The sequence below is a fragment of the Kitasatospora sp. NPDC059648 genome, from assembly GCF_042734825.1.
In the GTDB taxonomy this organism is placed as follows: Bacteria; Actinomycetota; Actinomycetes; order Streptomycetales; family Streptomycetaceae; genus Kitasatospora.
In genome coordinates, this window is sequence record NZ_JBHWDU010000017.1 from 34,275 (window position 1) to 57,319 (window position 23,045).

25 protein-coding genes are annotated in these 23,045 nt (G+C 70.0%); 10 read left to right on the forward strand and 15 right to left on the reverse strand.

All coding sequences use genetic code 11. The annotated features are described in order from the left end of the window. Window positions 1-57: 57 nt before the first annotated feature. Window positions 58-771, forward strand: coding sequence for a VIT family protein (locus tag ACFV1W_RS13430; protein WP_380415971.1), 714 nt, complete (start codon window positions 58-60; stop codon window positions 769-771). Window positions 772-1,225: 454 nt separating this feature from the next. Here the strand turns inward: ACFV1W_RS13430 and ACFV1W_RS13435 are convergent, their stop codons facing one another. Continuing rightward, window positions 1,226-1,735, reverse strand: coding sequence for an ArsI/CadI family heavy metal resistance metalloenzyme (locus ACFV1W_RS13435; RefSeq protein WP_380415973.1), 510 nt, complete (start codon window positions 1,733-1,735; stop codon window positions 1,226-1,228). An 88-nt stretch (window positions 1,736-1,823) separates the two neighbouring features. On the opposite strand from ACFV1W_RS13435, the gene ACFV1W_RS13440 reads away from it, so the two are divergent. The 4 genes from ACFV1W_RS13440 to ACFV1W_RS13455 are packed head-to-tail and all read left to right on the forward strand — an operon-like array spanning window position 1,824 to window position 3,909. After that, window positions 1,824-2,216 (forward strand): ArsR/SmtB family transcription factor, encoded by a 393-nt coding sequence (locus tag ACFV1W_RS13440; protein ID WP_380415975.1) that lies wholly within the window; start codon window positions 1,824-1,826, stop codon window positions 2,214-2,216. After that, entirely contained in the window at window positions 2,213-2,965 is a 753-nt protein-coding gene (locus ACFV1W_RS13445) for an aquaporin (protein ID WP_380415977.1), read from the forward strand. The genes ACFV1W_RS13440 and ACFV1W_RS13445 overlap by 4 nt, the downstream gene beginning before the upstream one ends. 36 nt (window positions 2,966-3,001) lie before the next feature. Beyond that, window positions 3,002-3,421 (forward strand): arsenate reductase ArsC, encoded by a 420-nt coding sequence (locus ACFV1W_RS13450; RefSeq protein ID WP_380415979.1) that lies wholly within the window; start codon window positions 3,002-3,004, stop codon window positions 3,419-3,421. A gap of 26 nt (window positions 3,422-3,447) precedes the next feature. Then, the gene (locus ACFV1W_RS13455) at window positions 3,448-3,909 is read left to right on the forward strand and encodes a GNAT family N-acetyltransferase (protein WP_380416094.1); all 462 of its coding nucleotides are present in this window, start codon (window positions 3,448-3,450) and stop codon (window positions 3,907-3,909) included. Window positions 3,910-4,113: 204 nt separating this feature from the next. Here the strand turns inward: ACFV1W_RS13455 and ACFV1W_RS13460 are convergent, their stop codons facing one another. The 9 genes from ACFV1W_RS13460 to ACFV1W_RS13500 form a co-directional block, all read right to left on the reverse strand. Beyond that, the gene (locus ACFV1W_RS13460; RefSeq protein ID WP_380415981.1) at window positions 4,114-4,512 is read right to left on the reverse strand and encodes a hypothetical protein; all 399 of its coding nucleotides are present in this window, start codon (window positions 4,510-4,512) and stop codon (window positions 4,114-4,116) included. Between the two features lie 110 nt (window positions 4,513-4,622). Next, window positions 4,623-6,371, reverse strand: a complete 1,749-nt coding sequence (locus tag ACFV1W_RS13465) for a mobilization protein (RefSeq protein WP_380415982.1) — start codon at window positions 6,369-6,371, stop codon at window positions 4,623-4,625. After that, entirely contained in the window at window positions 6,368-6,802 is a 435-nt protein-coding gene (locus tag ACFV1W_RS13470; RefSeq protein WP_380415984.1) for a MobC family plasmid mobilization relaxosome protein, read from the reverse strand. The genes ACFV1W_RS13465 and ACFV1W_RS13470 overlap by 4 nt, the downstream gene beginning before the upstream one ends. A gap of 179 nt (window positions 6,803-6,981) precedes the next feature. Next, window positions 6,982-7,206, reverse strand: coding sequence for a hypothetical protein (locus ACFV1W_RS13475; RefSeq protein ID WP_380415986.1), 225 nt, complete (start codon window positions 7,204-7,206; stop codon window positions 6,982-6,984). Between the two features lie 84 nt (window positions 7,207-7,290). Next, window positions 7,291-8,310: a DUF2637 domain-containing protein gene (locus ACFV1W_RS13480; RefSeq protein ID WP_380415987.1), complete on the reverse strand. Its 1,020-nt coding sequence runs from the start codon at window positions 8,308-8,310 to the stop codon at window positions 7,291-7,293. After that, window positions 8,307-8,873 carry a WhiB family transcriptional regulator gene (locus tag ACFV1W_RS13485; RefSeq protein ID WP_380415989.1) on the reverse strand — a complete coding sequence of 189 codons (567 nt, stop codon included), beginning with the start codon at window positions 8,871-8,873 and terminating at the stop codon, window positions 8,307-8,309. Before ACFV1W_RS13485 ends, ACFV1W_RS13480 begins: the two co-directional genes overlap by 4 nt. A gap of 109 nt (window positions 8,874-8,982) precedes the next feature. After that, a complete protein-coding gene (locus ACFV1W_RS13490; RefSeq protein ID WP_380415991.1) occupies window positions 8,983-9,690 on the reverse strand; it encodes an ATP-binding protein in 708 nt (235 codons plus the stop codon). Further along, on the reverse strand, window positions 9,690-10,739 hold the full coding sequence (locus ACFV1W_RS13495) for a hypothetical protein (RefSeq protein WP_380415993.1): 1,050 nt from the start codon (window positions 10,737-10,739) through the stop codon (window positions 9,690-9,692). Before ACFV1W_RS13495 ends, ACFV1W_RS13490 begins: the two co-directional genes overlap by 1 nt. A gap of 1 nt (window position 10,740) precedes the next feature. Then, window positions 10,741-11,055 carry a transcriptional regulator gene (locus ACFV1W_RS13500; protein ID WP_380415994.1) on the reverse strand — a complete coding sequence of 105 codons (315 nt, stop codon included), beginning with the start codon at window positions 11,053-11,055 and terminating at the stop codon, window positions 10,741-10,743. A 723-nt stretch (window positions 11,056-11,778) separates the two neighbouring features. On the opposite strand from ACFV1W_RS13500, the gene ACFV1W_RS13505 reads away from it, so the two are divergent. Beyond that, the gene (locus ACFV1W_RS13505; protein ID WP_380415996.1) at window positions 11,779-12,660 is read left to right on the forward strand and encodes a helix-turn-helix domain-containing protein; all 882 of its coding nucleotides are present in this window, start codon (window positions 11,779-11,781) and stop codon (window positions 12,658-12,660) included. A 26-nt stretch (window positions 12,661-12,686) separates the two neighbouring features. On the opposite strand, the gene ACFV1W_RS13510 is transcribed toward ACFV1W_RS13505, so the two are convergent. From ACFV1W_RS13510 to fabG, 4 genes are all read right to left on the reverse strand, one after another. Then, on the reverse strand, window positions 12,687-13,256 hold the full coding sequence (locus ACFV1W_RS13510) for a hypothetical protein (protein WP_380415998.1): 570 nt from the start codon (window positions 13,254-13,256) through the stop codon (window positions 12,687-12,689). Continuing rightward, window positions 13,253-14,503, reverse strand: a complete 1,251-nt coding sequence (locus ACFV1W_RS13515) for an MAB_1171c family putative transporter (protein WP_380416000.1) — start codon at window positions 14,501-14,503, stop codon at window positions 13,253-13,255. The genes ACFV1W_RS13510 and ACFV1W_RS13515 overlap by 4 nt, the downstream gene beginning before the upstream one ends. 21 nt (window positions 14,504-14,524) lie before the next feature. Next, a complete protein-coding gene (locus ACFV1W_RS13520; RefSeq protein WP_380416002.1) occupies window positions 14,525-15,076 on the reverse strand; it encodes a hypothetical protein in 552 nt (183 codons plus the stop codon). A gap of 406 nt (window positions 15,077-15,482) precedes the next feature. Next, window positions 15,483-16,187, reverse strand: a complete 705-nt coding sequence (gene fabG / locus ACFV1W_RS13525) for a 3-oxoacyl-ACP reductase FabG (RefSeq protein ID WP_380416004.1) — start codon at window positions 16,185-16,187, stop codon at window positions 15,483-15,485. A 418-nt stretch (window positions 16,188-16,605) separates the two neighbouring features. On the opposite strand from fabG, the gene ACFV1W_RS13530 reads away from it, so the two are divergent. The 3 genes from ACFV1W_RS13530 to ACFV1W_RS13540 all read left to right on the forward strand — a co-directional run bounded on the left by ACFV1W_RS13530 (window position 16,606) and on the right by ACFV1W_RS13540 (window position 20,423). Next, the gene (locus ACFV1W_RS13530; RefSeq protein WP_380416006.1) at window positions 16,606-17,418 is read left to right on the forward strand and encodes a helix-turn-helix transcriptional regulator; all 813 of its coding nucleotides are present in this window, start codon (window positions 16,606-16,608) and stop codon (window positions 17,416-17,418) included. 537 nt (window positions 17,419-17,955) lie between these two features. After that, a complete protein-coding gene (locus ACFV1W_RS13535) occupies window positions 17,956-18,477 on the forward strand; it encodes a RibD family protein (RefSeq protein ID WP_380416095.1) in 522 nt (173 codons plus the stop codon). Window positions 18,478-18,635: 158 nt separating this feature from the next. Beyond that, entirely contained in the window at window positions 18,636-20,423 is a 1,788-nt protein-coding gene (locus ACFV1W_RS13540; RefSeq protein WP_380416008.1) for a S9 family peptidase, read from the forward strand. On the opposite strand, the gene ACFV1W_RS13545 is transcribed toward ACFV1W_RS13540, so the two are convergent. Continuing rightward, the gene (locus tag ACFV1W_RS13545; protein WP_380416010.1) at window positions 20,401-21,759 is read right to left on the reverse strand and encodes a helix-turn-helix transcriptional regulator; all 1,359 of its coding nucleotides are present in this window, start codon (window positions 21,757-21,759) and stop codon (window positions 20,401-20,403) included. The genes ACFV1W_RS13540 and ACFV1W_RS13545 overlap by 23 nt on opposite strands. 577 nt (window positions 21,760-22,336) lie before the next feature. On the opposite strand from ACFV1W_RS13545, the gene ACFV1W_RS13550 reads away from it, so the two are divergent. After that, window positions 22,337-22,990: a hypothetical protein gene (locus ACFV1W_RS13550; RefSeq protein ID WP_380416012.1), complete on the forward strand. Its 654-nt coding sequence runs from the start codon at window positions 22,337-22,339 to the stop codon at window positions 22,988-22,990. Window positions 22,991-23,045 lie beyond the last annotated feature (55 nt).

Consider the following 23,045-nt stretch of genomic DNA (forward strand, 5'->3'; position numbering starts at 1 on the left):
GGCCGCCCGACTTCCCGCGACACTGATCTCGACGAGCCGACAGGAGCAGCCGCCCCGATGACCCGCCACGACCGCTTCACCCCGCACCCCGAGAGCCACGCCGTTGGCCGGGCCGGCTGGCTGCGCGCCGCCGTCCTCGGTGCCAACGACGGCCTGGTCTCCGTCGCCAGCCTCATGGTCGGCCTCGCCGCCAGCGGGGCGAGCACCTCCACCGTCGTCACCGGCGGCCTGGCCGGCCTGTCCGCCGGTGCGATGGCGATGGCCGCCGGCGAGTACGTCTCCGTCAGCTCCCAGGTCGACGTCGAGACCGCCGACCGCGCCAAGGAGGCGCGCGAGCTCGCCGAGTCCCCGCAGGCCGAACTCGCCGAACTCACCGCCATCTACGAGAACCGGGGCGTCCCCCGCGACCTCGCCCGGCAGGTCGCCGAGGCCCTGCACGAGGCCGACCCGCTCCAGGCCCACCTGCGCGACGAACTCGGCCACAGCGAACACACCGCCGCCAACCCCCTCCAGGCCGCCCTCGCCTCCGCCGCCAGCTTCCTCGGCGGCGGACTCGTGCCCTTCCTCGGCCTGCTCGCCGGATCCACCACCACACGCCTGTGGCTGATCGTCGCCGTCACCCTCTGCGGCCTCGCCCTGGCCGGCGTCCTCTCCGCCCGCGCCGCGGGTACGGCGGTCCTCCGTCCCGCCCTGCGCGTGGTCATCGGCGGCGGCCTCGCGATGGCCATCACCGCCGCCGTCGGCCAACTCGCCCACGTCTCCGGTGTCTGAGCAGACGTTCACCGAGAACATCACCGTTGGAACCCGCGATCGGTTCACCGCTACCACGGCCACCGGCGCGGCAACCTCCCGGAGCGCCGCACTGCGTGCCAGTTCGCGGCCCGTCGCCATGGAGGCGACCTCACTCCTACCTTCCGAGTCAGTCAGCTGTAGAGCGGCCTGCCAAGGCTCCGCTCCAGTCAAGTCCCGACGCCAGCAGCACGTGCACAGCATCCGGGAAGGTCTGCCGTCCGGCCCATGTTGCATTCAGCGCAACAACGTTGCATCGGTTACGTCACTCCAGGCAGGAGTGGGCCGACGAGATCAGCCGCCAGCCGATCTCGCCGAAGAACCCTCGGTCAGCACGGGACATCGTGTTCGATGTTGCATCAGCTGTAATTCCGCGCATTGTCATACCGGCGTAGAGCACTTATTCCTGAGGCGTCGCATTCCTCCGGTTGCGTGGTCAGCCGCCGCACGCGCAGCCGGCGGCGGCCTTCGCCTCGGCCGGGCTCTGGGACGGGTCGAAGGCTTCCTCGTCCGGCGTGCAGCAGGCGGTGGTGCCGCAGCAGGCCTCCGGCGCGCTGTCGGCGCTCTTGCCGAGGATGTCGGCGTTGGCCTTCACGACGTAGACCTCCCAAGGCTCCTTGCCGGGCCCGTGCACCCACACCTTGTCCTGCAGCGCGTAGCAGCAGGAGGTGTCGCTCTCCTCGAACGTGGCCAGGCCAGCGTCCTTGAGGCGGGTGGTGGCGGCGGTGACCTGCTCGGTGCTCTCGACCTCGACGCCGAGGTGGTCGAGCCGGGTGTCCCCGCCGGTCTCGCCCTCGATGAGGACGAGCTTGAGCGGCGGCTCGGTGATGGCGAAGTTCGCGTAGCCGGGGCGGCGCTTGGCCGGCTCGGCGCCGAAGAGCCTGGAGTAGAAGGCGATGGAGCCTTCGAGGTCGGCGACGCGCAGGGCGAGCTGAACACGGGACATGGCGGTCTCCCCGATCCGAGGTCTTGTTTCGACATCTGTCGATACAGCGAGCTTGCCTCTTCGAATAGATGGCCGTCAACATAGACGCATGTCGAATCTGGAATTGCCGGTGCTCGGTCAGGACGACGCGGTGGCGTGCTGCTCGCCGATGGTCCGCGAGCCCTTGGGCGAGGAAGCCGCCGCCGACCTGGCGAAGATGTTCAAGGCCCTGTCGGACCCGGTGCGGCTGCGACTGCTGTCCTTGATCGCCTCGCACGAGGGCGGCGAGGCGTGCGTCTGCGACCTGACCGGGCCGTTCGACGTCTCCCAGCCGACCATCTCCCACCACCTCAAAGTGCTGCGCGAGGCCGGCCTGGTCGGCTCCGAGCGGCGCGGGACCTGGGTCTACTACTGGGTGCTGCCCGCCGCCCTCGCCAGGCTGTCCGCCCTGCTCCAGGCCCCGGCCGCCACCGCTGCCGTCCCGGCAGGGGGCGCGAGATGACCGAGATGGCTCCGCTCGGACGCCGGGCCGCGGTCGAGTTCGTCGGCACCGGCGCCCTGGTCGCCGTCGTGGTCGGCTCCGGCATCCAGGCCACCAGGCTCTCCCAGGACGTGGGCGTGCAGCTGCTGGCCAACTCGCTGGCCACCGTCTTCGGCCTGGGCGTGTTGATCGCCCTGCTCGGCCCGGTCTCCGGCGCGCACTACAACCCCGTGGTCACCCTGGCCGCCTGGTGGACCGGCCGCCCGGGCGGCGACGGTCCGACCCTGCGCGAGGTTGCCGCCTACCTGCCCGCGCAGATCCTCGGCGCGATCGGCGGCGCGGTGCTGGCGGACGCGATGTTCGCCGAGCCGCTGGTGCACTGGTCCACCCACGACCGCTCGGCACCGCACCTGTGGCTGGGCGAGGTCGTCGCCACGGCCGGGCTCGTGCTGCTGATCTTCGGCCTGGCCCGCGCCGGCCGCGCGCACTTCGCCCCGGTCGCCGTCGCCTCCTACATCGGCGCCGCGTACTGGTTCACCTCCAGCACCAGCTTCGCCAACCCCGCCGTGACGATCGGCCGGGCGTTCACGGACACCTTCGCCGGCATCGCACCCGCCTCGGTGCTGCCGTTCATCGCCGCCCAGCTCGTCGGCCTGGCGGTCGGCGTCGCCCTGGTCGCCCTGCTCTTCGGCCGCCCCACCGCCGCTGCCGCCGCCGAGGACGTCGTGGTCCCGCACGGCGAATACCACCCCGCCGCCACCGGCCGCTGAACCCCACCCCGCCGCTCCTGCCCGAAGGAAGAACCCTTGAGCTCTCCCGCCGTCCCGTCCGTGCTGTTCGTCTGCGTCCACAACGCCGGCCGCTCCCAGATGGCCGCCGCCTTCCTCACCCGCCTCGGCGGCGAACGGGTCGAGGTCCGCTCGGCCGGCTCCGCCCCCGCCGACACCGTGAACCCGGCCGTGGTCGAGGCCCTGGCCGAGGTCGGCATCGACATCTCCGCCGAGACGCCGAAGGTGCTCACCACCGAGGCGGTCCAGTCCTCCGACGTCGTCATCACCATGGGCTGCGGCGACGCCTGCCCCTACTTCCCCGGCAAACGCTACCTGGACTGGAAGCTGGAGGACCCGGCCGGCCAGGGCGTCGAGGCCGTGCGCTCGATCCGCGACCAGATCGAGCAGCTCATCCGGGGACTGCTCGCCGAGCTCGGCATCGAGCCGGTCGCGTGACCACCACGTCGGTGACCGTCACCGCGATGCTCGCGGAGCACGCCGAGCAGGTGCTGGCGATCTACCAGGCCGGCATCGACGGCGACGCCACCTTCGAGACCACCGCACCGACCTGGGACGCCTTCGACGCCACCCGGCTCGCCGAGCACCGCCTGGTCGCCCTCGACGGCCACCGGGTGCTGGGCTGGGCCGCCGTCGTGCCGGTCTCCGACCGGTGCGCGTACCCCGGGGTGGTCGAGCATTCCGTCTACCCCGAATCACGAGGGCAGGGCCTCGGCCTCGCACTGCTGACCGCGTTGCTGGCCTCCACCGACGCCGCCGGGATCTGGACCGTCCAGTCCGGCATCTTCCCCGAGAACACCGCCAGCCTCGCCCTCCACGCCCACGCCGGCTTCCGTGTCGTCGGCACCCGCGAGCGCATCGGCCGGCACCACGGCATCTGGCGCGACGTCACCCTCGTCGAACGTCGAAGCCCAACCATCTTCTGAGTCAAGGCGGTTGGACGGCATCGACTCCCCGGCGTGAAGTTGGCGTGCCGTGTTGCATTGAACGCAACATCGTTGCATTTGGTGAGCCAGACCTGGCCAGGAACCAGCTGAGGGAGCAACCCCCAAGGTTGCTCCCTCGCGAATCAGCTGGTCAGAGCCGATGGCAGCGAATGCCGTATGTTGCATCCGCCGCAATACCGCTCGTTACTGCAGGTACAGCCCGGCGAAGACCCCGTCGAACCCCAGAGCGATCCGGGCCTCGTCGAGGGTCCGGTAGTTCGTCCAGCTCGGGTTGTCGGCGAGCATCGCGTCGAAGTCCCGGCGGGTGATCTCCGGCTCCAGCCACTCCGCCCCGCAGCGGCACCGGATCCAGACGTGGCGGCGGTGATTGATCAGCAGCCAGTCGCGCCGGGCCCGGCAGCTGGAGCAGGTCACCGGGATTCCGCGCAGGGCCAGTTCGGTGGGGCACTGCACAAGGCGGACGGCCTCCGGGCCGCTCGGAGGCTGGGTCTCGTATTCCAGCTGCAGGAGCGGGTCGGTGCCGGCGGAGGTCGGAGCGATGATCGGGGCCGGAGTGGTGGTCTGCTCGGTGGTTCTAGGCACAGGCTCTCCGTTCGCGGTGCTCGGGTTCTTGCGTAACACCTGGTGGGACCGGGTGTCGAGAAGGTTTTGAGGTGGTCCGCCAGACGGCGGTGTGTCCGCCGGACCACCCGTCAGCGGCGGGGTGCCGAGCCGCGCGGGTCGGTCGCGAGCCGGGCCGATGTCGGCTGAGCGGTGCGGGTCCGCGCTGGCTCAGTCGCGGCTCGGGTACCAGCGGTCGTTCCGGTGCGCGGCCGTTGGGGGTTAGCGGGCAGGTCAGCGATGCGGCGGATGCGCCAGACGAGGACGTCGGTGGTGTCGCGGGCGGTTTCAAGTTCCCGCCAGGAGGTGGCCTCCGCGAGCAGCGCCTGCGGGTCGTGGCCGGCCTGCTCTGCCTCGGCGAGCACGGCGGCCAGAGCATCGTACTCGCGGACCGGGCCTGCCGGGGTGTCCGTCTTGCCAAGGGGGGCCGTACGGATCGTGGCCTCATGGCGGAGGCGCTCGGGCTCGGGCAGGGTGCGCCCAATCTCGCGCATCGTCCGCATCTGGGTGGCGCCGGCCTGCTGGTATGCGGCGTGCAGGTGTTCGGCGGCCTGGCGGGAGGCGGCTGCCTGCTGGGCGTGGCCCCGGGCGGAGTGCCAGCGGGCGGCGGCCAGGGCGACGAGGACCAGCGTGGACAGGACCATGGCGGTGGCGCCGCCGTCCTCCCCTCGACCGAGCGCGCTGCCGGCGTGGACGATTCCGCGGGCGGCCGAGCGCAAGGCGCGGATGTCGACGTTCTCCGCGCGGACGTGGCTGCGAGTGGCGCGTTCGAAGGCCCTTGCGGCTTCTCGAAGTTCGGCGCGGGTGGCGGCTGGTGAGGTCTGGGCGAGGGCGTCGAGGAGTTCGCCCGCGCCGATGAGCTGGGCGGCGGCCTCGTCGTCGTCCTGGTCGAGGACGGCGGCGGCGCGCTCGGCGGTGCCGGCGGCGTCCCGGCGTCGGCGCGCGGGAGCGGAGCGGTCGGACCAGGCCGGCCGGTTGTCCGGTTCCGGGGCGTTGGTGGCGGGGGCGTCGTCGAGGCGGCGGCGAATCCGAGGGAGGGAGAGGTCGGGGGCCAGGGTGCTGCCGGCGAACCAGATGGGCTCCCGGTCGCGGTTGCGGTCGCCGGGCAGGGCGACGTTGTAGCCGAGGACGTCGCCGGAGGGGGCGTGGCGGAGCTTGACCCGCAGGCCAGCCTCGCGCAGGCGGATGAAGAACTCGGCTTCGGTGGCGGCTCCGGCGACGGCCTGGCGGACGGCCTCGCGCAGGGTCTCGCGCGGGGTCTCGGTGCGGCCGACGCGCTGGGCCTTGAAGTGTTCCTGGCTGGTGGGGGTCCTGGCGGCGGTGCCGTCGCCGGGGTTGAGCTGGCGCAGGCCGTACTCCTTCTCGATGAGGCGGGCCTCGGCCTGGGCCTTGGGGCGGTCGAAGCTGAGGTTGGCGAGGCGGCCGTCCTGGCGGACCAGGGTGGCGGCGATGTGGATGTGGTCGGGTGCGTGGCGGACAGCGACCCAGCGGCAGGCGGTGGTGTCGCCTTCGGGGGCGATGCCGGTGGCATGGACGATGCGCCGGGCGATCGCGGCCCACTCGGCGTCGTCGAGGTGCCGGTCGCCGGGGGCGGCGCGGACCGAGCAGTGCCAGATCTTGCGGGCCGGTGCCTGCTCGCCGAGGGCCTTGACGGGCTGGTCGAGCTGGTTGGCGAGTTTGGCGACCTCGTGCGGTTCGGGGTTGGGGCCTGGGTCGGGGGCGAATCCGTTCCAGGAGGCGACGAGGTGCTGGTCGGTGTGCTCGTTCGCTTTGCCGGGCCCGAAGAGGTAGTCGATGAGGGGGAAGCTGCGGTCGGTGCCGGTGCGGATCTTGGGGATCACCGGCGGACCATCCAGGCCACAGCCTCGTCGACAGCGTCGATTGACTCCTGGACGCGGGCCAGGAGCTGTCGAAGCTCGACGCCGGGCTGGCCGCCAGCGTTGACGTAGTGGGTGAGCTGGTTGAGGTTGTTGCCGGCCGCGCCGAGCTGACGGTTGGACTCCATGAGTTCCTGGATACCGCGCCGGTAGTCCGCGACCGCGGCGTTCGGGTCGGAGCTGGTGGCGGCGGCCAGGACGGCAGCTGCGGTGTAGCCGCCAGGGGCGAGTTCGGCCCGGTCAGCGGCGCGCTTCAGGAGGGCCCACTCGGTGTCGCTGAAGCGGGGGCAGACGCGGTTGGTGCGCGGCACGCTCTGGCGAAGGCGGCGACGGGTGACAGTGCGGACGGCTTCGGCGCTCGGCTGCTGTTGCGGTTCCTCCCCTGTGGTCGGCACCCCTGGGCCGCCTCCCCGGTCGGCGGAAGGCACCCCTGGGCCTGCCGCCGACCGGGGAGCCGCCGCCCCCTTCGGGGCGGGGGCGGGGTAAGGACTCCTTACCCCATAACTTGCTCCGCCAGGAGCCTGATCGCGGTCACGCTCCGGTCCGGGGGTGGTGCCGTCCGACCTGGTGGTGGTCACCGGCTGGCCTCGGTGTCGCGCTTGCGGATCTCGCGGACGAGGTCCTCGACGAAGTCGAGGGCGAGGACGGGGTGGTGGAGGGTCCAGGGGCGGGAGTGCCGGCCACGCTGGACGCTGCGGGTGCCGTCCGGGCCGGTTTCGACGCGGTGGAGGTGTCCGCGCAGGTGCAGGACAGCGAGCCAGGAGTCCGCCTCGGCCCAGGTGGCGGGGGTGGTGCGCATGCTGGGGTGCTCCCGTTCAGTAGTGGCTCGGGTGGGTAACCGGCCGGGGTGACCGTGTCGGTCACCCCGGCGGTCGGATGAAGGTCAGTCCCGGTCTGCGGTGACCGGCTGACCGTGCTGGTCGCGGAGCTGGGCCATCAGCTGGGTCAGGGTGTCGCTGGACAGGGGGATCTGCTGACCCCGGATCGCCTGGGCAACCACCTTGCGGGTCAGCTTGTCCTCCTCCTTGACCGCCTGTCGGGCGATCTTCAGCAGGTCCTCGGTGTCCAGGTCAGTGCGACGGTCACCATCCCGGTCACTGACCTGTGGGGCGGCGACCGAGGTCTCGACCGGCTGACCGGCGACCTCGGCGAGGCTGACCTGCTGGGCAGTGACCGGCCCGTTCTCCGCCGGTTGGCCAGTGTCCGACCGGGCGGTGTCCGGGTGACCGGCCAGGTCAGCGGGCTCGGTCAGGCTGACCGGGCTGACCGGGGTCGGTATCGGCCGCTTCTCCGACGCGGTGACCGGGCGGCTGACCGGCTGACCCGCACCGGGGTGACCGGCGCCGTCGTGACCGCTGGTCAGCGCGCCCGGTCGCTCGGCCCGGTCAACCTCGGCGGCGACCTGACCGCGGTCAGCGTCGGCCGATCGGTCACCGCAGCCCGCCGGGTCAGCCAGGTTGACCTGTCCGCGGGCGATGAGGATGTAGAGGTGGACGGCGCCGGCCAGGGCGAGCGGGGCGATGGTGGACAGCACCGCGACCACCGCGTCGCCCAGCCGAAGGCCCATGGTGGTGTTCTGCTCGTTCAGGCGCACCGCGTGCAGGGCGTTGGCCCACAGGCTCGCCCCGGTGGCCGCACCGAACAGCGTCCAGACGTAGATCCGGGCCCGCAGTGGGGCGTCGCGCAGCACCAGCAGGGCCCGCACACCGTAGGAGATGAACCCGTCGATCACGAACGGGAACAGGTAGGTGAGGAAGCCTCGGACGTGGATGGCGACGGCCATCTGCTGGAGTGCGTCATAGCTGAGCGCGCAGCCGGCGGCGCCGAGGGCGATGACGACGGCCCGGTCCCAGCCGGTGACGTGCGCGGAGTTCGGCGTGGTTGAGGTGGTGGTGGTGCTCATGCGGCCGTCCCGAAGTCCTCGCGGTTCAGCTGGTCGGCGGTGTCGCCGGTCGCGGCGGCGCGGGCGGCGCCCTCGGCGATCTGCCGGTGGCGGATCGCGCGGCGGGTCTCCCGGTAGAGCTTGAGCGCGTGCTCCGGGGTGATCTTGAGGAGCCAGGCGAGGCGTTCGACCGTGACGCCATGTCGGTATCCGGCGAGGACGACGGCGCGGCGCTCGGCCTTGGTGATGTGGATGTCGCGTCCGGCGAGGGTGGCGTTGACGCGGCTGTAGTCGAGGCGGTGGGCCAGCCTGGTGTGCAGGGGTCCGCGTTCCTCCTCGGTGAGGCCGCCCCGGATGCCGTGGGTGTCGCCTCCTTCGAGGGCGGCGTCCAGGCAGGCGCGGGCGACGGGGCACTGGGCGCACAGCGCCTTGGCGGTGGCGATCTTGTCGGCTTCCTCCGGCCCTGGGAAGAAGGTCTCCGGATCGACGGGGTTGTACTCGGTCGGGTTGCAGACGGCCTGGTCCTGCCAGGCGTGGTCACCGAGCGAGCGGTGGCGGACAGGGCCGGTCGTGGTGGCGGTCATGCGGGGTAGCTCCGATCGCTCTCCGCGCGCAGGGCGGCGTCGGCGGAGAGGTGCGCTGGGTCGGTGAAGGTTGGGCGGCTCGCCATGGGGCGGCCGGGCGCGACGGCGGTCAGGCGGCGCGCTGGAGGCGTCTGCGGTCGACCGGCTCGAAGCTGACCCGGGTGGTCATCTGGGCGAGCCGGGAGGTGACGCGGTCACCGAGGCAGGTGCGCAGGTCCTTGATCGGCAGGTTGGTGGTGATCAGGGTCGGGAGCATGTGGTTGTAGCGGCGGTTGATCAGCCGGTAGGTCTGCTCTTCGACGAACTCGGTCGACTTGGCGGCGCCGAGGTCGTCCAGGATGAGCAGCGGCACCCGGCTGTAGGCCGCAAGCACTCGCTCGGCATCCGTGTCGGCTCCGGGGCGGAGTTCGGCGTAGAGGTCGGCGGCGGTGGTGGCGCGCCAGCGCACGCCGATGCCGGCCTGGACGAGGGCGCGGACGGCGCCGTACGCCTCGTGGGTCTTGCCCGCGCCGACGACCCCGGCCATCAGCAGGCTGGGGCCGGTAGCGACCTGGCGGCGGGCGCCGAGGCTCGGCGGGATGGCCTGGGCGGTGACCTGCCGAACCCATGCCAGGACCTCGGGGTGCTCGGCGACCGCGTCGCGGTAGCGCGGCGGCATCCCGGCGGACAGGACCTCCTCCGGCGAGTACGGCTCCGCCTCGTCCGGGAGGGCATCGACCGTGGCCTGGTCGATGCCGCGGGCGGCGAGGATGCGGGCCATCCGGTCGAGCACCGAGGGGCCGTCGGCGAGGGTCTGCGGGTCGCGGTGGGTGCGCATCACAGCTCCTCGGCGTAGGCGGCGACGGCGTCGACCGGGTTGGTCCACGCCTGGTGAGCGGGCACGTTAGGCCGGAATCCCGGCCGCGCCAAACCGGCGCCTCGTGCGTTCATGGCGTCGTTGACCAGGCTCGGCAGCCGGGACGGGTGGCCCTGGATCTCTGCGAACCGCCGCAGCCCGGTCCGGACGTGTTCGGCGGCGATGCCCTCGTCCAGCAGGGTCTTGACGACCTTGCCGAGGTGGCCGAGCACGCTGCCCGGCGGACGCTCGGCGCAGGCGGCGACGTACTCGCCGATCAGCTGGCCGGCCGAGACGGTGTCCGCGTCGGGCGCCTGGCGCCCCGTAGGGAAAGAGGATCCAGGATCCAAGATCCTAGATCCAGGCACCGAAGGCTCCGGGAGGTCTCGGCGAACCTTCGGAGAGGCTTCGCCGAATGCCACCTGACCTGCGGTTTTCTGGTGGGCGAGAACCGGCTCGCGATCGGCGTCGATCGCCGGGTCCACCGCTTCGGCGGCGTCAGGAGCTGTCTGCGCCGGAGACGCCGGGAAGGACCCGTGCGGCTGGTCGAGGGCTGCTGGAGTGTTCGCCGAGGTTTCGGCGAACACTCGGGGAGCACTCGGAGCGACCGAGGGTGCGGGTTCCGGGGTGTCAGCGAGGGCCGCCCGCTGGATGCACGGACCCTTGCAGACGCCGCACCGCTCCGGCTCGCAGTGCGGGCACGCGGGCAGCCGGGACAGGCTCGGCTTGTCGATCTTCTGGTGCTTGCGCCAGGTCGGGTAGTGAAAGTACTTCCGTCCGTCGCAGCCGGTGTAGCGGCAGATCGCGCCGACTGAGGCGAGCTGCTGGAGGTGGTCCTCGACGTCCGTGCGGGTGATCTCGTCGCGCATCGGCCAGATGAGGCCGCAGACGATCGCCGCGTTGTCGCGGTGGCGGCCCTGGTCGTCGGCGTGGTTGGTCATGCCGAGGAAGGTGAGCATTGCCGGGATGGACACCTCTGCGAGCGTCTCGGAGACCCAGGTCTCCGGCTTGACGGGTCGGATGCGCGCCATGTCAACGGCTCCGGACTGCGGCAGCAGCAAGCTGCCCGGTGGCGAGGTCGAGGGTGTGCGGGCGCGTCCAGTCCGCGTCCGGCCAGGTCCGCAGCACCCAGCGGGCGGCAGTCTTGGTGGTGTTCCGGCTCAGCGTGAGCTGCCCGCCGTGCGCGTCGAGCGCCACCGTGTAGGGGTGGGGCCACTGGCGGCTGGGGTCAGTGAGGCTGACGCGGATGGTGACCGCGCCGGGGATCATGTCCGCGAGCTGGGCTCCGAGCCGCTGCTGGCTTGGGCCGGGCGCCGCGTAACGGGTTTCCCTGGACAGGGTGGGCATGCGATACTCCGTGGTTCGTAGGAGCGCGTGCGGCGGCCTCTCGTGCAAAAGAAGTCCCGCCGCCCGCGTGGTTGTGAATCGGCGCCTTTGCGGCGCTGGCCCGGCGTCCAGGAGTTGGTAGCTCCAGGACGCCGGTCTCATTTCTGGCCGTGGCCTAGGGCATCCGCTGTCCCTTCCGGCCTGCCCGCCATCGCGGCGGGACCAAAACCATAGGGCGACCAGGGGTCACACATCCATCCCTTAACTCGCAGGTCAGAGAAGGCTTTTCCACATGCAGCTCCCTGAGGTGCCCTCCCGGCCGGCCACCGGGCGGCTGTCGCGGATCTCCCGCGCCCGAGTGGCGGTAGCGCTCGGGCGCGGGATGGGTCAAAAGCCGACGCCAGTCACACCGTCCCGCCGACGCCCGACCAGGCTGCATACCTTGCGCTATCGATCGGTGTGCGATACTCCGGTATCGAGAATCATGACGGCGCCGCCTGGCGACAGGCTGCGGTGTCGAACTCACCTGCGTCTCCAATTGCCGGCGACAACGGACCCGGCCAGGTCCAGCCAGCCGGGCCCGGAGGCCCGGCGAGGGTTGATTGGGGCGAAGATGCGCTGCCCGTAGGTAAGACGAGCAACGCTCCGATAGCGCACAGTATGCTACATGCTTACGGCTATCAAGCTGATGGTCGGGTCGTTACCCAGAGTTGATAATCGCCAGCTGCCACCAGGAGTATCCGGATGCCCGCTCGCCGCTTCGACGGACAGGAACTCCGCCGTGCCCGCAGAGCCCGCGAACTCTCCCAGGAGGCCCTGGGACGCGCTCAGGGTGTCGGCGTCGAGCAGCCCACGGTCGCGAAGTGGGAGACCGGTGCGACGTTCCCCGAGCCGGAGCGGCTGCCCGCCATCGCGCGGGCGCTCGGCGAGCCGCTGAACGCGCTGTTCCCGCGCGACGGTGAGCCAGATCTGGCCGACTTGCGGTGCGATGCCGGCTACCCGCAGAAGAGGACCGGCGAGCTGATCGGCGCCAAGTCCCACATTCCTGTCAGCAACGCGGAGCGGGGGGTGCGGCGGCTCGCCGACGCCTACGTCCCGCGCCTCGCCGACGCCTACGGCGTCACCGAGAAGCAGCTCCTGGCGGCGCAGGACCGATCGTTCGGTGTAATCCCCGCCGCCAAGGTCAGCACGCCGCCGGCTCCGCGGACTCTCGCAGAGAAGCTCACGTACCTGCTGGAGACGACCTTCCCGAGCCGCCAGCCGACCGATGCCGAGATCGCGGCGGCCATCAACGGTCACGCCGGCATTGACGTCATCTCCGCCAGCGCCGTGAAGGCTCTGCGTACTGGCACGCCCCCACCCTCCGAGGTACTTGCCGGGCTCGCGGCCGGCGTCGTCCTGGAGGGCTTGGCCGAGTTCTTCGGGGTCACCCCGCTCTACTTCCAGAGCGACGAGCAGTTGGAGCGCCAAGTCGTGGACGCCATCAGCCTGCTGGCCCTGCGCGGAAGCGCCGACGACTTCGCCCTGGCAGCCCGCGGCGGCCAAGGCCGCCTCGACCCGGCGATGCTCGCCAAGATCAGCGCGATCGTGGCGGAGGTACAGAAGAACGCGGACCCCCGCCGCTGAGGCGAGGGCCCGCTTCGGTCAGTTCTTCACCAGAGCCAGGCGGTGGCGGTCGCGGCGCCGAGCGCGGCGCCCGCCATGGTCTGCGCGACGGTGTGGTAGTTCAGTGCCACCCGCGACCAGCAAACGGCGACGACCAGTGGGTACGCGGCGATCCACCAGGGTGAGTGGACCACGGCCAGCATGGTGACCACCGCGCTGGCGACCGCGCTGTCCACGGAAATCTTCCAGACCGTGTTGACGGCGAGCAGGCCCACGGTCATCGCCCACAGGGCGATCATGGCGACAAGAATGTCGTACGGAGCGTGGCCGAGGACCATCACGAGGGAGCCGAGGCCGATTGAGCCGAGGATGACGCCAAAGATCGGTGCTCGCTTGGTGCGGTCAACCACGTGCCGGTCGCCCCAGGTCCCTCTCTTGCGCTCCCACTCGATGTAGCTCGCCGGGATGATGCCGGCGCACAGCGCGGCCAGGAGCCCCCAGCCGATGCCGGTCCAGCTGCCGGCGGCAGCGGCCCCGAGGCCGGTCAGTCCGCCGAGCAGAACGTTGCGCGGCTGCAGGACATCGGTCACGGTACGGGCGACGGTGGTCGTGTTCACAGCGCCATCTCCTCCATCTCCATGGCGAGTTCCTCTGCCTCGGCGCTCTCAAGCAGCTCCCGGATCTGGGCGTCGCTCGCGGCGGCGTATGCCTCCTCGACGCGCAGCAGCCACGCGGCCTCCGCGTTCGTGTCCGAGATCGGCTTGCTGGGCAGCGCGGGAGCCGGCACATCGTAGCGGCGGCCCGCTTGAGCGTTCGCCAGCGCGGCCTTGATCCACAGTGCCTCGGCTGCCGCCTGCGGGTCGGTGCTGCCGTCCACGGCCTCTTCGATCACGGGGAGCAGCACGGGCGAGGCGTGGTGGCGCAGCTGCTCGACCACGTCCGCAATGTCCTGGGTGCACCGGTCCAGCCGCACGTCCATCGGCGGGTCGGTCCGGGTGAGCTCGCGCCAGCGGCTGGCCGGACGCTGGAACGGGACGTCAGGGTACACGGTGACCAGGTCGTTCCACAGCGGGTAGAGGCGCCAGAGTGCGCGCCAGGATCTCCACCGCGACGCGGCGGCGTTGGTGGTCGGGATGCTGACGCCCAGAGCAAACGTCAGGAAGAGCAGGATCTGCATGTACTCGGTGTAGATGCCCAGTTGGTGGTTGAAGCTGGGGGCGAGCGGCGTGGCCAGGGTGACCCACATGAACGTCGTCCGGATCGCGACGTAGGCCACGCCGATCGCCATGGCGATGGCCATGAGGCCCAGTCCGATGCGCAGGAGGCGGGTCTCGGCGCGACGCATCGCGCTGGTCCACTGGTAGCAGGTGACGGCGCTCGACGCACCCAAGTACACGTAGAAGATGCTCTCGTACAGGATCGCGCCCCACTGCCCGGCGTGGTCGGGGACGAAGTCCACACTGGGGTGGGAGCGGTTCACCACGGTGAAGAAGAGCACCGTCATCAGCCCGAGCATCGCGACTGCGGCTTTCCAGGCGACCCGTTCGATCCAGCGGGCGACGGCGACGTGGCGCGGGATCACCTCCTGGTTGGTCTTGCCGTAGGAGGCGACCACGTACGTGAGGATCGCGAGGATCGCGCCGGTGCTCACGTAGTGCTTGAGAAGGACCGACAGATCGGTGATCGGCTGGCGGTTCATCAGGTTGATCACGCCGGGGCTCTTGAGCCACAGCGCCACCGCGAAGCCGGCGTAGCAGCCCCAGAGAGCGCGACGGTGCGCGTCCCCGTAGAGGACCGCGGGCAGTCTCCAGACCGCGACGGCGGTCATCGTGGTCGCGGCGATGTACGCAGCGAGAGCAAGCACGGCTGGTTCTTCCTTCTCTTCTTATCTCTGGCCACGACGGGGCGGGGCCACGGGGTGGGACAGGGTTTGCTCCAGGAGGCTGACCATGTCGCCCCCGGCGGGGTGGAACTGGCGCTGGACGATGCGCTTGATCAACGACGCTGACAACTCCGCTTCCTGCTCCTCGCGGGTGTCGTAGCGCGCGCGGGCCTGGACAACGGCGCCGCTGCCCATCCGCTCGACCAGGCCTTGGCGCAGGTGCTCGGGCAACAGGAGCTGCAACTCGTCCGAGCCGAGGCTAGTGCCGTGGTCGAACCACTCGTGCACCAGCTCGTGGAGCTTCACGTGGTTCGTTTGGTGCTGCGTGGGCCTCGGTCGGTAGAAGATCAGGGAGAGCTCGTCCGCCCGCATCCGCAGGCCGCAGGCCGTACGCAGGTCACTACCGCGGTCATCGAGCGGGACCAGCTTGATGGTGCGCCCGCTCGCCGCCTCCATGGCGGCCACGAGCCCCTCGATCGTGAATGGGTCCGGCAGCGGCAGATCTGCCAGCTTTCTTTCGCACTCGCGGCGAAATCGGCGCATCGTCGTCAGCATGCCGGCCAGCTCCTCAGCAACCGCAACGCTCGTTGCGCGCTGAGGACCCTGCCGTGTCTGGTGCCCGCCAGTGGCGGGCTCGACAATTGGCCGGCCGGCGGCTGAGGCGCCGATTGTTGAAGGGTAGACACCGGGTCCTCATGGGGGTTGGTCGGTCAAGGTGCAGTGCTTGCCAGCGGGTCCTACCGGCCGCCAGGGAACGTTTGGGACGCGGCAGAGTCATCGCCGCCGCACGTGGACACGGCACAGGACGTCGACTGGCACGGCGCCAGTGAGCGCTGCTACTGCTCGCTCAGCGATCACCGCGTCGTTGCAGAACGAAGGTGCTCGCCCCGGCGCGCAGGTTGTCGAGTCGGTCCTGGGCTTCCCCTCGCACGCCTAGGACCGATGACGGCCCACGGCAGGGTCAGTGGCCCATTCCGGCGCCGCCGTCGACGGGAAGGACTGCACCCGTCAGGTATCCGGCTGCGTCGCTTGCGGCGAATGCGACTGCGGCTGCGATCTCTTCGGGACGGGCCATGCGCCCGAGCGGAACGCGCTGGACGAGCGTCTCGCGCTGTTCCGGAGTCAGGGCCGCGGTCATGTCCGTTTCCGTCAGGCCCGGGGAAACGACGTTGCTGGTGATGCCACGCGGGCCGAGTTCGCGGGCCAGGGAACGGGCGAACCCGATCAGGCCGGCCTTGGACGCGGCGTAGTTCGCCTGCCCGGCCTCACCGGTCATGGCGACGGCGCTGGAGATGAAGACCAGGCGGCCGTGCTTGGCGCGGAGCATCCCTCGCGAGGCCCGCTTTGCCGCCCGGTAGGCACCCACGAGGTTCGTCTGCAGCGTCGCGTTGAAGTCCTCTTCGGCCATCCGCAGCAGCAGGGTGTCCCGAGTGATCCCGGCGTTGACGACAAGGATCTCCACCGGTCCGTACTGCTCCTCAACCTCTGTAAAGGCCCGGTCAACCGACTCCGGTGAGGTCACGTCGCACTGCACTGCCAGGAGCCCCTCCACTGCCTGCCCACTGCGGGACGTGACTGCCACCTGGTGTCCGTCCGCAGCGAGCTTCCGGGCGACCGCCAGGCCGATGCCGCGGCTTCCGCCTACCACCAGAGCAGAACGGGACATGGGGGACTCCTTACCTGTGACGCATAGCGCCGAACTCGTCTTACAGCCCCCCGACGCGATCACGATGCCAGGGCGGGACGGGAACTCGCACTTCCAGAACTCCGACTTCCGGAAGTGACAGTTCCGGAAGTCGAAGTTCCGAACCGCACACGTTGGGCACAGAGAGTAAGAATGATCAAGAATTTCGATCACTGGAAGGTTCGAGGTCAGCTGCACCTGAACAGTGGGAACTTGACGCGCCATAAGGCGATCCAGGCAACTGGTCTACGCCTCCTAACTCATCATCATTCCGAGAAATCCCCAGTGCGATACGATGCAAGCCCTCCAGGGCGCCTCGAATGTGGCCTTTCCCACACAGGTCTTGCTCCACTCCGGCGGCGCCCTGGAGCAGTTCGCCGGCTGACATAGAATCGACCCCATGGGAACCGACTATGAGCGTCTCGCCGCTCGCGACGAAGAGCTCGCCAGCATGGTGCAGCGGTGGCGCCGAAGAATGGATCCCAATGCCATTCCCGGCCTACACCGAGGCCATTCCCGCCGCAAGCGAGAGCTCTCCAAAAGCGAAGTGGCTCGACTGACTGGCGTCAGCGTCAAGTGGTACGGAAAACTGGAGAATGGGGAAGCGGCCCAGTTCTCCGATCAATTCCTTGACCGCCTCGCATACGCTCTCCGCCTGAGCGACGCGGAACGGATCGGCCTGTACCACAAGGCAACTGGTCGAAGTCCAGCCCCAAGAGGGCCAGAGCCGGACGCGATGGCCTCTATGGACGCCGACATGCAGCGCCTCCTCGACAAAGTACTGCCGGACCCGGCCTACATTTCGGATCTGGCATGGAATGTAGTCGCGCACAATAACCCGTCCCGCGAGATGTACCCCTGGGTCTACCAGCCGAACATCATGAGATGGGCTTTCCTGTTCCCCGAGGCGCGCGAGCAGCTTGTCAATTGGAAGGAATCCTGGGCCCACCCCTTCCTCGCCCAGATCCGGACGGCCGCCGCCCAGTATCCCGAAAACGATCAGCTGAAGTCTCTCGTCAAGGACATTCTGGAGGGCTGCCCGGAGGCCCAGGAACTGTGGGACCGGCACGACTTCTACGAGCACCCCGACGGCGATATCCGCAGAATGCGAATTCCTCACGGTGGGGCCAAGGAAGTTCCCGTGCGCATCATGGCCCTGGCTCCGCTGAGGAATAAACAATTGCGGTTCATCGTGGCCTTCCACGGCGTCTGATCAGTTCACACAGGCTCCGCCCATTCCGCGGTCGGCGAGGGGCCGGTGTGCCAGCCGAAGGCGCAGGGGACATCCAGGATGCCGGGGAGTCATGAACGCCTTGGCGCACAAAGCTTCGAGGTCGACCTCGGTGCTGTCGTACGTGCCGAGGGCTCGGAAGGTTCAGGCAAGCCCGCGGATGAGGATATCTGCGCCGTCCAGCAGGCATGGGTTGCTGCCCGCCCCGGCCACTCAGCCCGATCTGTCAGAACGGCGCAAGTCGAGTGATGACGGTCACGCGAAAGATTCGCCACTCCGGCCAGTCGTTTCTCCGGATACGTCTCGCCAGGCGGTGAGCCTCATGACCGGCGCCCGCCGGCACTGATCCGTGCCCTTTGTCGGCGACGGGACCGCCGATGGCCTCCCGCCCCTTCGTCCTGTTGAGCGTCGCAACCTCCGTCGACGGTCACATCGACGACGCCTCCCCCCGAGCGTCTGCTGCTGTCGAACGCTGAGGACTTCGACCGCGTCGACCAGGTAAGAGCCGAATCCGACGCCATCCTCATCGGCGGAAACACTCTGCGCAGCGACAATCCCCGTCTGCTGGTCAACAGCGAGAAGCGCCGCGCCGACCGGATCGTGGCCGGCAAGCCCGAGTACCCGCTCAAGGTCACCATCTCCGCCAGCGGCGACCTGGGCCGGGACCTCAAGTTCTGGCACTTCGGCGACAAGAAGGTCGTCTACACCACCGACGCTGCCGCACCGAAGCTTCGAGAAACGCTCGATGGCCTTGCCGACGTCGTGATCACCGGCCCCACCGTCGACCTCGCCACCCGCGGTGTCGAGCGCCTCATGGTCGAGGGCGGTGGACAGATCCACACCCAGTTCCTCTCCCAGGGCCTGGCCGACGAGATCCACCTCGCCATCGCTCCGCTGCTCGTCGGCGAAGCCGCCGCACCACGCTTCCTCCACCCGGCGAACTACCCCGGTGGAAGCGGCCACCGGATGGCACTTCTGGAAGCCCGGACGATCGGCGATGTCGTGCTGCTGAGGTACGCCCCCAAGCCGACGTCCGACTGATCTTCGGGGGCGCCACGCCCGTCGTAGAGCTCCCGTGCGGGAGAGCCACCGCTGTAGGCCCCGAAGGCTTCCTCGGCCCACGGCCGGGTACGGTGGCTCTCCAAGCGGCGGATAGCCGACGAGCAGCCAGCAGCGCATGCTGAGAGGACCGCGACTGTATGACTGAGGGCATCGGGCTCCCGCCCGAGTGGGTGGCCCGGAAGGTAGTGGCGTACGACGAGCTCCGGTCGGCGTCGGGCTCACTGTGGTGGCTGCAGTCGGATCCCGATCACGGCGGATGCCGCCGGGTCATGCGCGCCGACCGGTCAGGCTCAGCCGTCGCGGTGACGCCCCCCGACGTCTCAGTCGGAGGTCAGCTCCACGCCTACGGTGGCGGCGCCTTCACGGTGACATCGGAGGGAGTCTGGTTCGTCGGTGACGACGGTTCCCTCCTCCGGCAAGCGGCTGGCCGCGTGCCCGAGCGGATCGACTCTGTCGTCGGTTCCGCGCAGTACGGAGATCTCGCTCCAGCACCGGGCGGCGGTCTGCTCGCGGTTCGCGGGGACGACACCGCGGACGAGATCATTGCCGTGTCCCGAGCCGGGCACACGCGGGTCCTGGTTCGCTCCCGCGAGTTCCTTGGCTCTCCTCGGCTGGCGGCAGGAACCCTGGCGTACGTGGAGTGGCAGCGCGAGCAGATGCCGTGGGACAGCACTCGCCTCGTGCTGGCCGACATCCGATCGGACACCGTCGGGCCGACCCGCGTTGTGGCGGGCGGCCCCGGGGAGTCGGTGGTGCAGCCGTCCTGGGGACCGGACGGCCTGCTGTACTTCATGTCGGACCGGACAGGGCGGTGGAACCTGTACCGGCTGCGCAATGACGTGGTGGAGGCAGTCGCGCCGACCGAGGCAGACTGCGCGCCGGCGCCCTGGGAAGGCGGCTACCAGTCGTACGGTTTCACCGGAGACGGCACCGTCGTGCTGACGGTGATGGACGGGTTCGCCACCGAGCTGCTCGCCGTCGATACCGAGGACCGTCGGCGCCGGCTCGGCTCGAATCTCACGTCCGTGAAGCCGTACGTCACCGTCGACGGCAGCCTCCTGGCCGTGGTCGGCTCCACGGCAAGCAGTCCGCCGGCCATCTGGTCGGTCGATCTGTCAGCACGGGCGGACGCCCAGGCATTCCCGGTGGGTGAGGCTTCCGAGTTCCCTGTGCCTTGGAAGCCGGTTCCGCCCTCGGTCGAGACCATCGCGGGTCCGGGTGAGCCGGTGCGCTTCCTGCTGCACCTGCCGCCTGGAGACACACGACCGGCTCCTCTCCTCGTGCGGGCCCATCCTGGCCCGACGGATGACGTCCCCCTACGGCTGGACTGGGTCACTCAGTATTTCGTCAGCCACGGCTTCATCGTCGCCGAAGTTCTCTACCGAGGCAGTACGGGTCAGGGCCGCGCCTTCCGGCAGTCGCTGCACGGCCACTGGGGCTCCTACGACGTAGACGACTGCGCGGCCGTCGCAGAACATCTCCTGACGATCGGCCAGGCAACGCCCGGAGCGGTGTTCGTCAGCGGGGCGAGCGCGGGCGGGTACACGGCGCTCCAGGCGGCATGCCGTCCGGGACCGTTCACTGCCGCTACGGCCATCTCGGCGATCATCGACCCCGGTCGGTGGGAACTGTCTGTTCCGGCGTTTCAGCGTCCGCACGCAGCCGCGCTGCGAGGCCCGGCCGGCGCGGTGAAGCCCGAGCGGGTCCGCTGCCCCGTTCTGGTGATCCATGGCTCCGCCGACACGATCACGTCTGCGGAGGAGGCCATGCGCTTCGCCGACGAGCTGGCCGGCCGAGGCGGTGACCATGGCAGCCTGCTACTGGAAGGCGGCGACCACTACCTGTCGGCGCCCTTGGCACGGGAGCAGGCGCTCCGCGCCGAACTCGACTTCTACCGGCGCATCATGAGCCGCCTGCCAGCTTGACCGCCAGCCTGTCGGCGTCCGGCAGCACGGCCCGGGCGAACTCGCGCAGCTCCCGGACCGCGACGTAGTCGGCGTGTGTCTGCAGGTCGGCCAGGATGCCGGCCACCCGCTCGACACACCGTCCTGATCCTGTCCTGGCGGTGTAGACGACGGCATCGCGGGCGACCGCGCATGCCTGGTCGACGTCCCCGCTGCGCAGCCAGGTCGCGGCGAGCAGAGCGGCGTCGATCGCGCGCCGACGGACTTTGTCCTTGCCGACGCCTCCGAGGGCGTCGGCGAGCTGGATCCTGGCATCCGGCGCACGACCGAGGTCGTGGAGGCAGTGTGCGGCCTCGTCCGCGAGGTAGGCGTGGGTGAAGTAGCGGATCCAGGTGGGTTCGTCTTCCGCGCTGGCTGCGTCGAGAAGCTTCTCGGCTTCTAGGATCAGCTGGGTCGCCTCGCTTTCCCTGAGCATTCTTGCGTTCGCGCGAGCTACGACGGCGGTGATGGCCGCCCGTGTGGCTGGGCTCGCGGCGGTACCGGCTGCCGCGCGGGCGGAGGAGGCCCACCGCAGGGCCGTCTCCGGGTTCCCGCGGTGCAGGGCGAGGTGCCCGAGGTTCACAGCCACGAGGTAGGCACCGTACGACTGATCGCCGATTGCCGTCGTCAGGGCCAAGGCGCGCTGGTAGTACTCCTGGGCCCGGTCGGGGTTGCCGATGTCGACGGCCTGGTAGCCGGCAAGCTCGCAGAACCCGGCCGTGAGCTGGGCACGTTGACGCGCGACCTGTTCACCGACGGCAGGCCGGCGCAGAAGGCCTTCGAGTTCGGTGTCGATGTAGAAGCTGACCTGCCGCCAGTGCTGACGGGCCCCGTGCGTGTGGTCGAGCTGGCGGAACAAGCCGAGCATGCCCTCAGCGACAACGACGTCCTCTTCCGTGACCCACAGCGCCAGAGCGGAAGCTGGAGTTTTCGAGTTGACGGATGCCCAGTCGCTGATCAGAGCGTCTACCGTGTCGAGCTGCCGTCCGACATCGCCAACGTTGGACGCGGCTCCCTGCCCGCTGATACCTGGTCCTGGCAGCGAAAGCGCGGCCGCCGGGAACTCGCCTTTCCCTGCCTCTACTCCCGGTTGCGGAGCACCATCAGCATCCGGGTTCCCGAAGACGATGGAGCGCAACTCGTCCCGAGAGACCTTCAGCAGTCGGGCGAGCTTCGGCATCTGCCACGGGCGCGGCGTCGCCTTGCCATTCTCCCACCGGTGGATGGTCGTCCGGTCCACATCCATCGCCGTCGCCAGCTGTTCCTGGGTGTAGCCCGCGGCCCTGCGCAACACGGCGAGCCGTCCCCATCGCGTCATTTGCGCCCCCCAGAGAATTTTGGCCGCTGACTTCGCAGGTCATGGGCAGATTTTCAACATCAACGCCACACGATGCAACAAGTCTGCACTGTCACACGGGCTTTGGCTGGTGGTTCCGTATGACCCACCCAAATTCGGCAGCGCCGGTCGGCCCCACCCATCGCACAGGCTCCGGCGACTCGACGGTTGCCCAGCCCTCCCGCCCGTGTTTCGGGCGCACTCGGCATCGCCTCCAGAAAGGACACCGGCCGTGGACACAGCCTTCGCCCTTGATCCAGGTCGGTTCGTCCAGCACCCTGCCGGCCACGACGGCGAGCTTCGTGGGGCTGTGGAGGAGTTGCAGCAGGGCCGCTGGATGGCTGCCCGCGCGGTGCTGGCGAGTTCATGGGGCAACTGGCCGGTCTGGACGACTCGAACCCAGGTCCTCGCCGCTGTCGCGTCGCGTACGGATGTCCTCGACCACTGGCGAGCCGAGGCTGCAGGCAGCATCGGGCTGGTGACTCTCCTGGCGCGGGCGGCCGTGGAACGGGCTCTCATGGCGAGTGCGCAGCCGACGGATCCCCGAACGGTTGCCTGGATGGAGCACTCCGCCCGGGAGCTGTGCTGGGAGGCTGCGACCACGCTCACCGACGACCCGGTGCCGTGGATCGGCCTGCTCGCGCTGGCGCAGCTGGATCCCGGCCAGTCTCGTCCCGAGCACCGAGTTCCGGCGCCCGACCTTATGCTTCCGCCCGGACCGTGGGGGCTTCTCGCCCAGGCCCGGCGGGCGGACCCCTGGAACCGGGAGGCGTTCCACCGGATGCTCCGCGTCTGGCTCGCCCGCGGTGGCTCGGGCACGGCGACCGAGTTCCTGGCGGCTTTCCTGCCCGGTGCGCCGGCGGGGTCGCCGGTGCACGCCCTTCCGCTGTACGTGTTCGTCGACCGGTATCGCCGGGCGGCGCGAAAGGACGCGGCCCGGCTGCAGTGGACGAACGACGAGAGACTCCGTACCGCGGTGCTGCGGGCGTACGAGAACTGGCGGGCGGCGCCCGGCGAGCGGGGGCGGTGGCCGGTGGTGGACGAGAGCCATCTGGCGCACGCGCTCTGGGCGGCCCGTCGTCCCGTCGATGCTGCCGAGGTGTTCGCGGTGATGGCGCCCTTCATCTCATCCCAGCCGTGGGTGAGCGTCGGCGATCGGCCGGACGACCTCTTCCGGCAGGCCCTGTCCCAGTCGGCCGCCGCCGGCCGCTGACCTCTTCTCCCGCCCCGGTGAGCGAACCGGGACCCAACACCACCGACCTTCCTCG

Bases quoted from the DNA above. Each gene is read 5' to 3' on its own strand.
- ACFV1W_RS13550 (WP_380416012.1), top strand. From the start codon at position 22,337: ATGGAGCACTCCGCCCGGGAGCTGTGCTGGGAGGCTGCGACCACGCTC.
- ACFV1W_RS13530 (WP_380416006.1), top strand. From the start codon at position 16,606: ATGGGAACCGACTATGAGCGTCTCGCCGCTCGCGACGAAGAGCTCGCC.
- ACFV1W_RS13485 (WP_380415989.1), bottom strand. From the start codon at position 8,873: ATGACCGCCACCACGACCGGCCCTGTCCGCCACCGCTCGCTCGGTGAC.
- ACFV1W_RS13540 (WP_380416008.1), top strand. From the start codon at position 18,636: ATGACTGAGGGCATCGGGCTCCCGCCCGAGTGGGTGGCCCGGAAGGTA.
- ACFV1W_RS13475 (WP_380415986.1), bottom strand. From the start codon at position 7,206: ATGCGCACCACCCCCGCCACCTGGGCCGAGGCGGACTCCTGGCTCGCT.
- fabG (WP_380416004.1), bottom strand. From the start codon at position 16,187: ATGTCCCGTTCTGCTCTGGTGGTAGGCGGAAGCCGCGGCATCGGCCTG.
- ACFV1W_RS13500 (WP_380415994.1), bottom strand. From the start codon at position 11,055: ATGCCCACCCTGTCCAGGGAAACCCGTTACGCGGCGCCCGGCCCAAGC.
- ACFV1W_RS13430 (WP_380415971.1), top strand. From the start codon at position 58: ATGACCCGCCACGACCGCTTCACCCCGCACCCCGAGAGCCACGCCGTT.
- ACFV1W_RS13490 (WP_380415991.1), bottom strand. From the start codon at position 9,690: ATGCGCACCCACCGCGACCCGCAGACCCTCGCCGACGGCCCCTCGGTG.
- ACFV1W_RS13435 (WP_380415973.1), bottom strand. From the start codon at position 1,735: ATGTCCCGTGTTCAGCTCGCCCTGCGCGTCGCCGACCTCGAAGGCTCC.
- ACFV1W_RS13505 (WP_380415996.1), top strand. From the start codon at position 11,779: ATGCCCGCTCGCCGCTTCGACGGACAGGAACTCCGCCGTGCCCGCAGA.
- ACFV1W_RS13520 (WP_380416002.1), bottom strand. From the start codon at position 15,076: ATGCTGACGACGATGCGCCGATTTCGCCGCGAGTGCGAAAGAAAGCTG.
- ACFV1W_RS13445 (WP_380415977.1), top strand. From the start codon at position 2,213: ATGACCGAGATGGCTCCGCTCGGACGCCGGGCCGCGGTCGAGTTCGTC.
- ACFV1W_RS13495 (WP_380415993.1), bottom strand. From the start codon at position 10,739: ATGGCGCGCATCCGACCCGTCAAGCCGGAGACCTGGGTCTCCGAGACG.
- ACFV1W_RS13480 (WP_380415987.1), bottom strand. From the start codon at position 8,310: ATGAGCACCACCACCACCTCAACCACGCCGAACTCCGCGCACGTCACC.
- ACFV1W_RS13545 (WP_380416010.1), bottom strand. From the start codon at position 21,759: ATGACGCGATGGGGACGGCTCGCCGTGTTGCGCAGGGCCGCGGGCTAC.
- ACFV1W_RS13455 (WP_380416094.1), top strand. From the start codon at position 3,448: ATGCTCGCGGAGCACGCCGAGCAGGTGCTGGCGATCTACCAGGCCGGC.
- ACFV1W_RS13440 (WP_380415975.1), top strand. From the start codon at position 1,824: ATGTCGAATCTGGAATTGCCGGTGCTCGGTCAGGACGACGCGGTGGCG.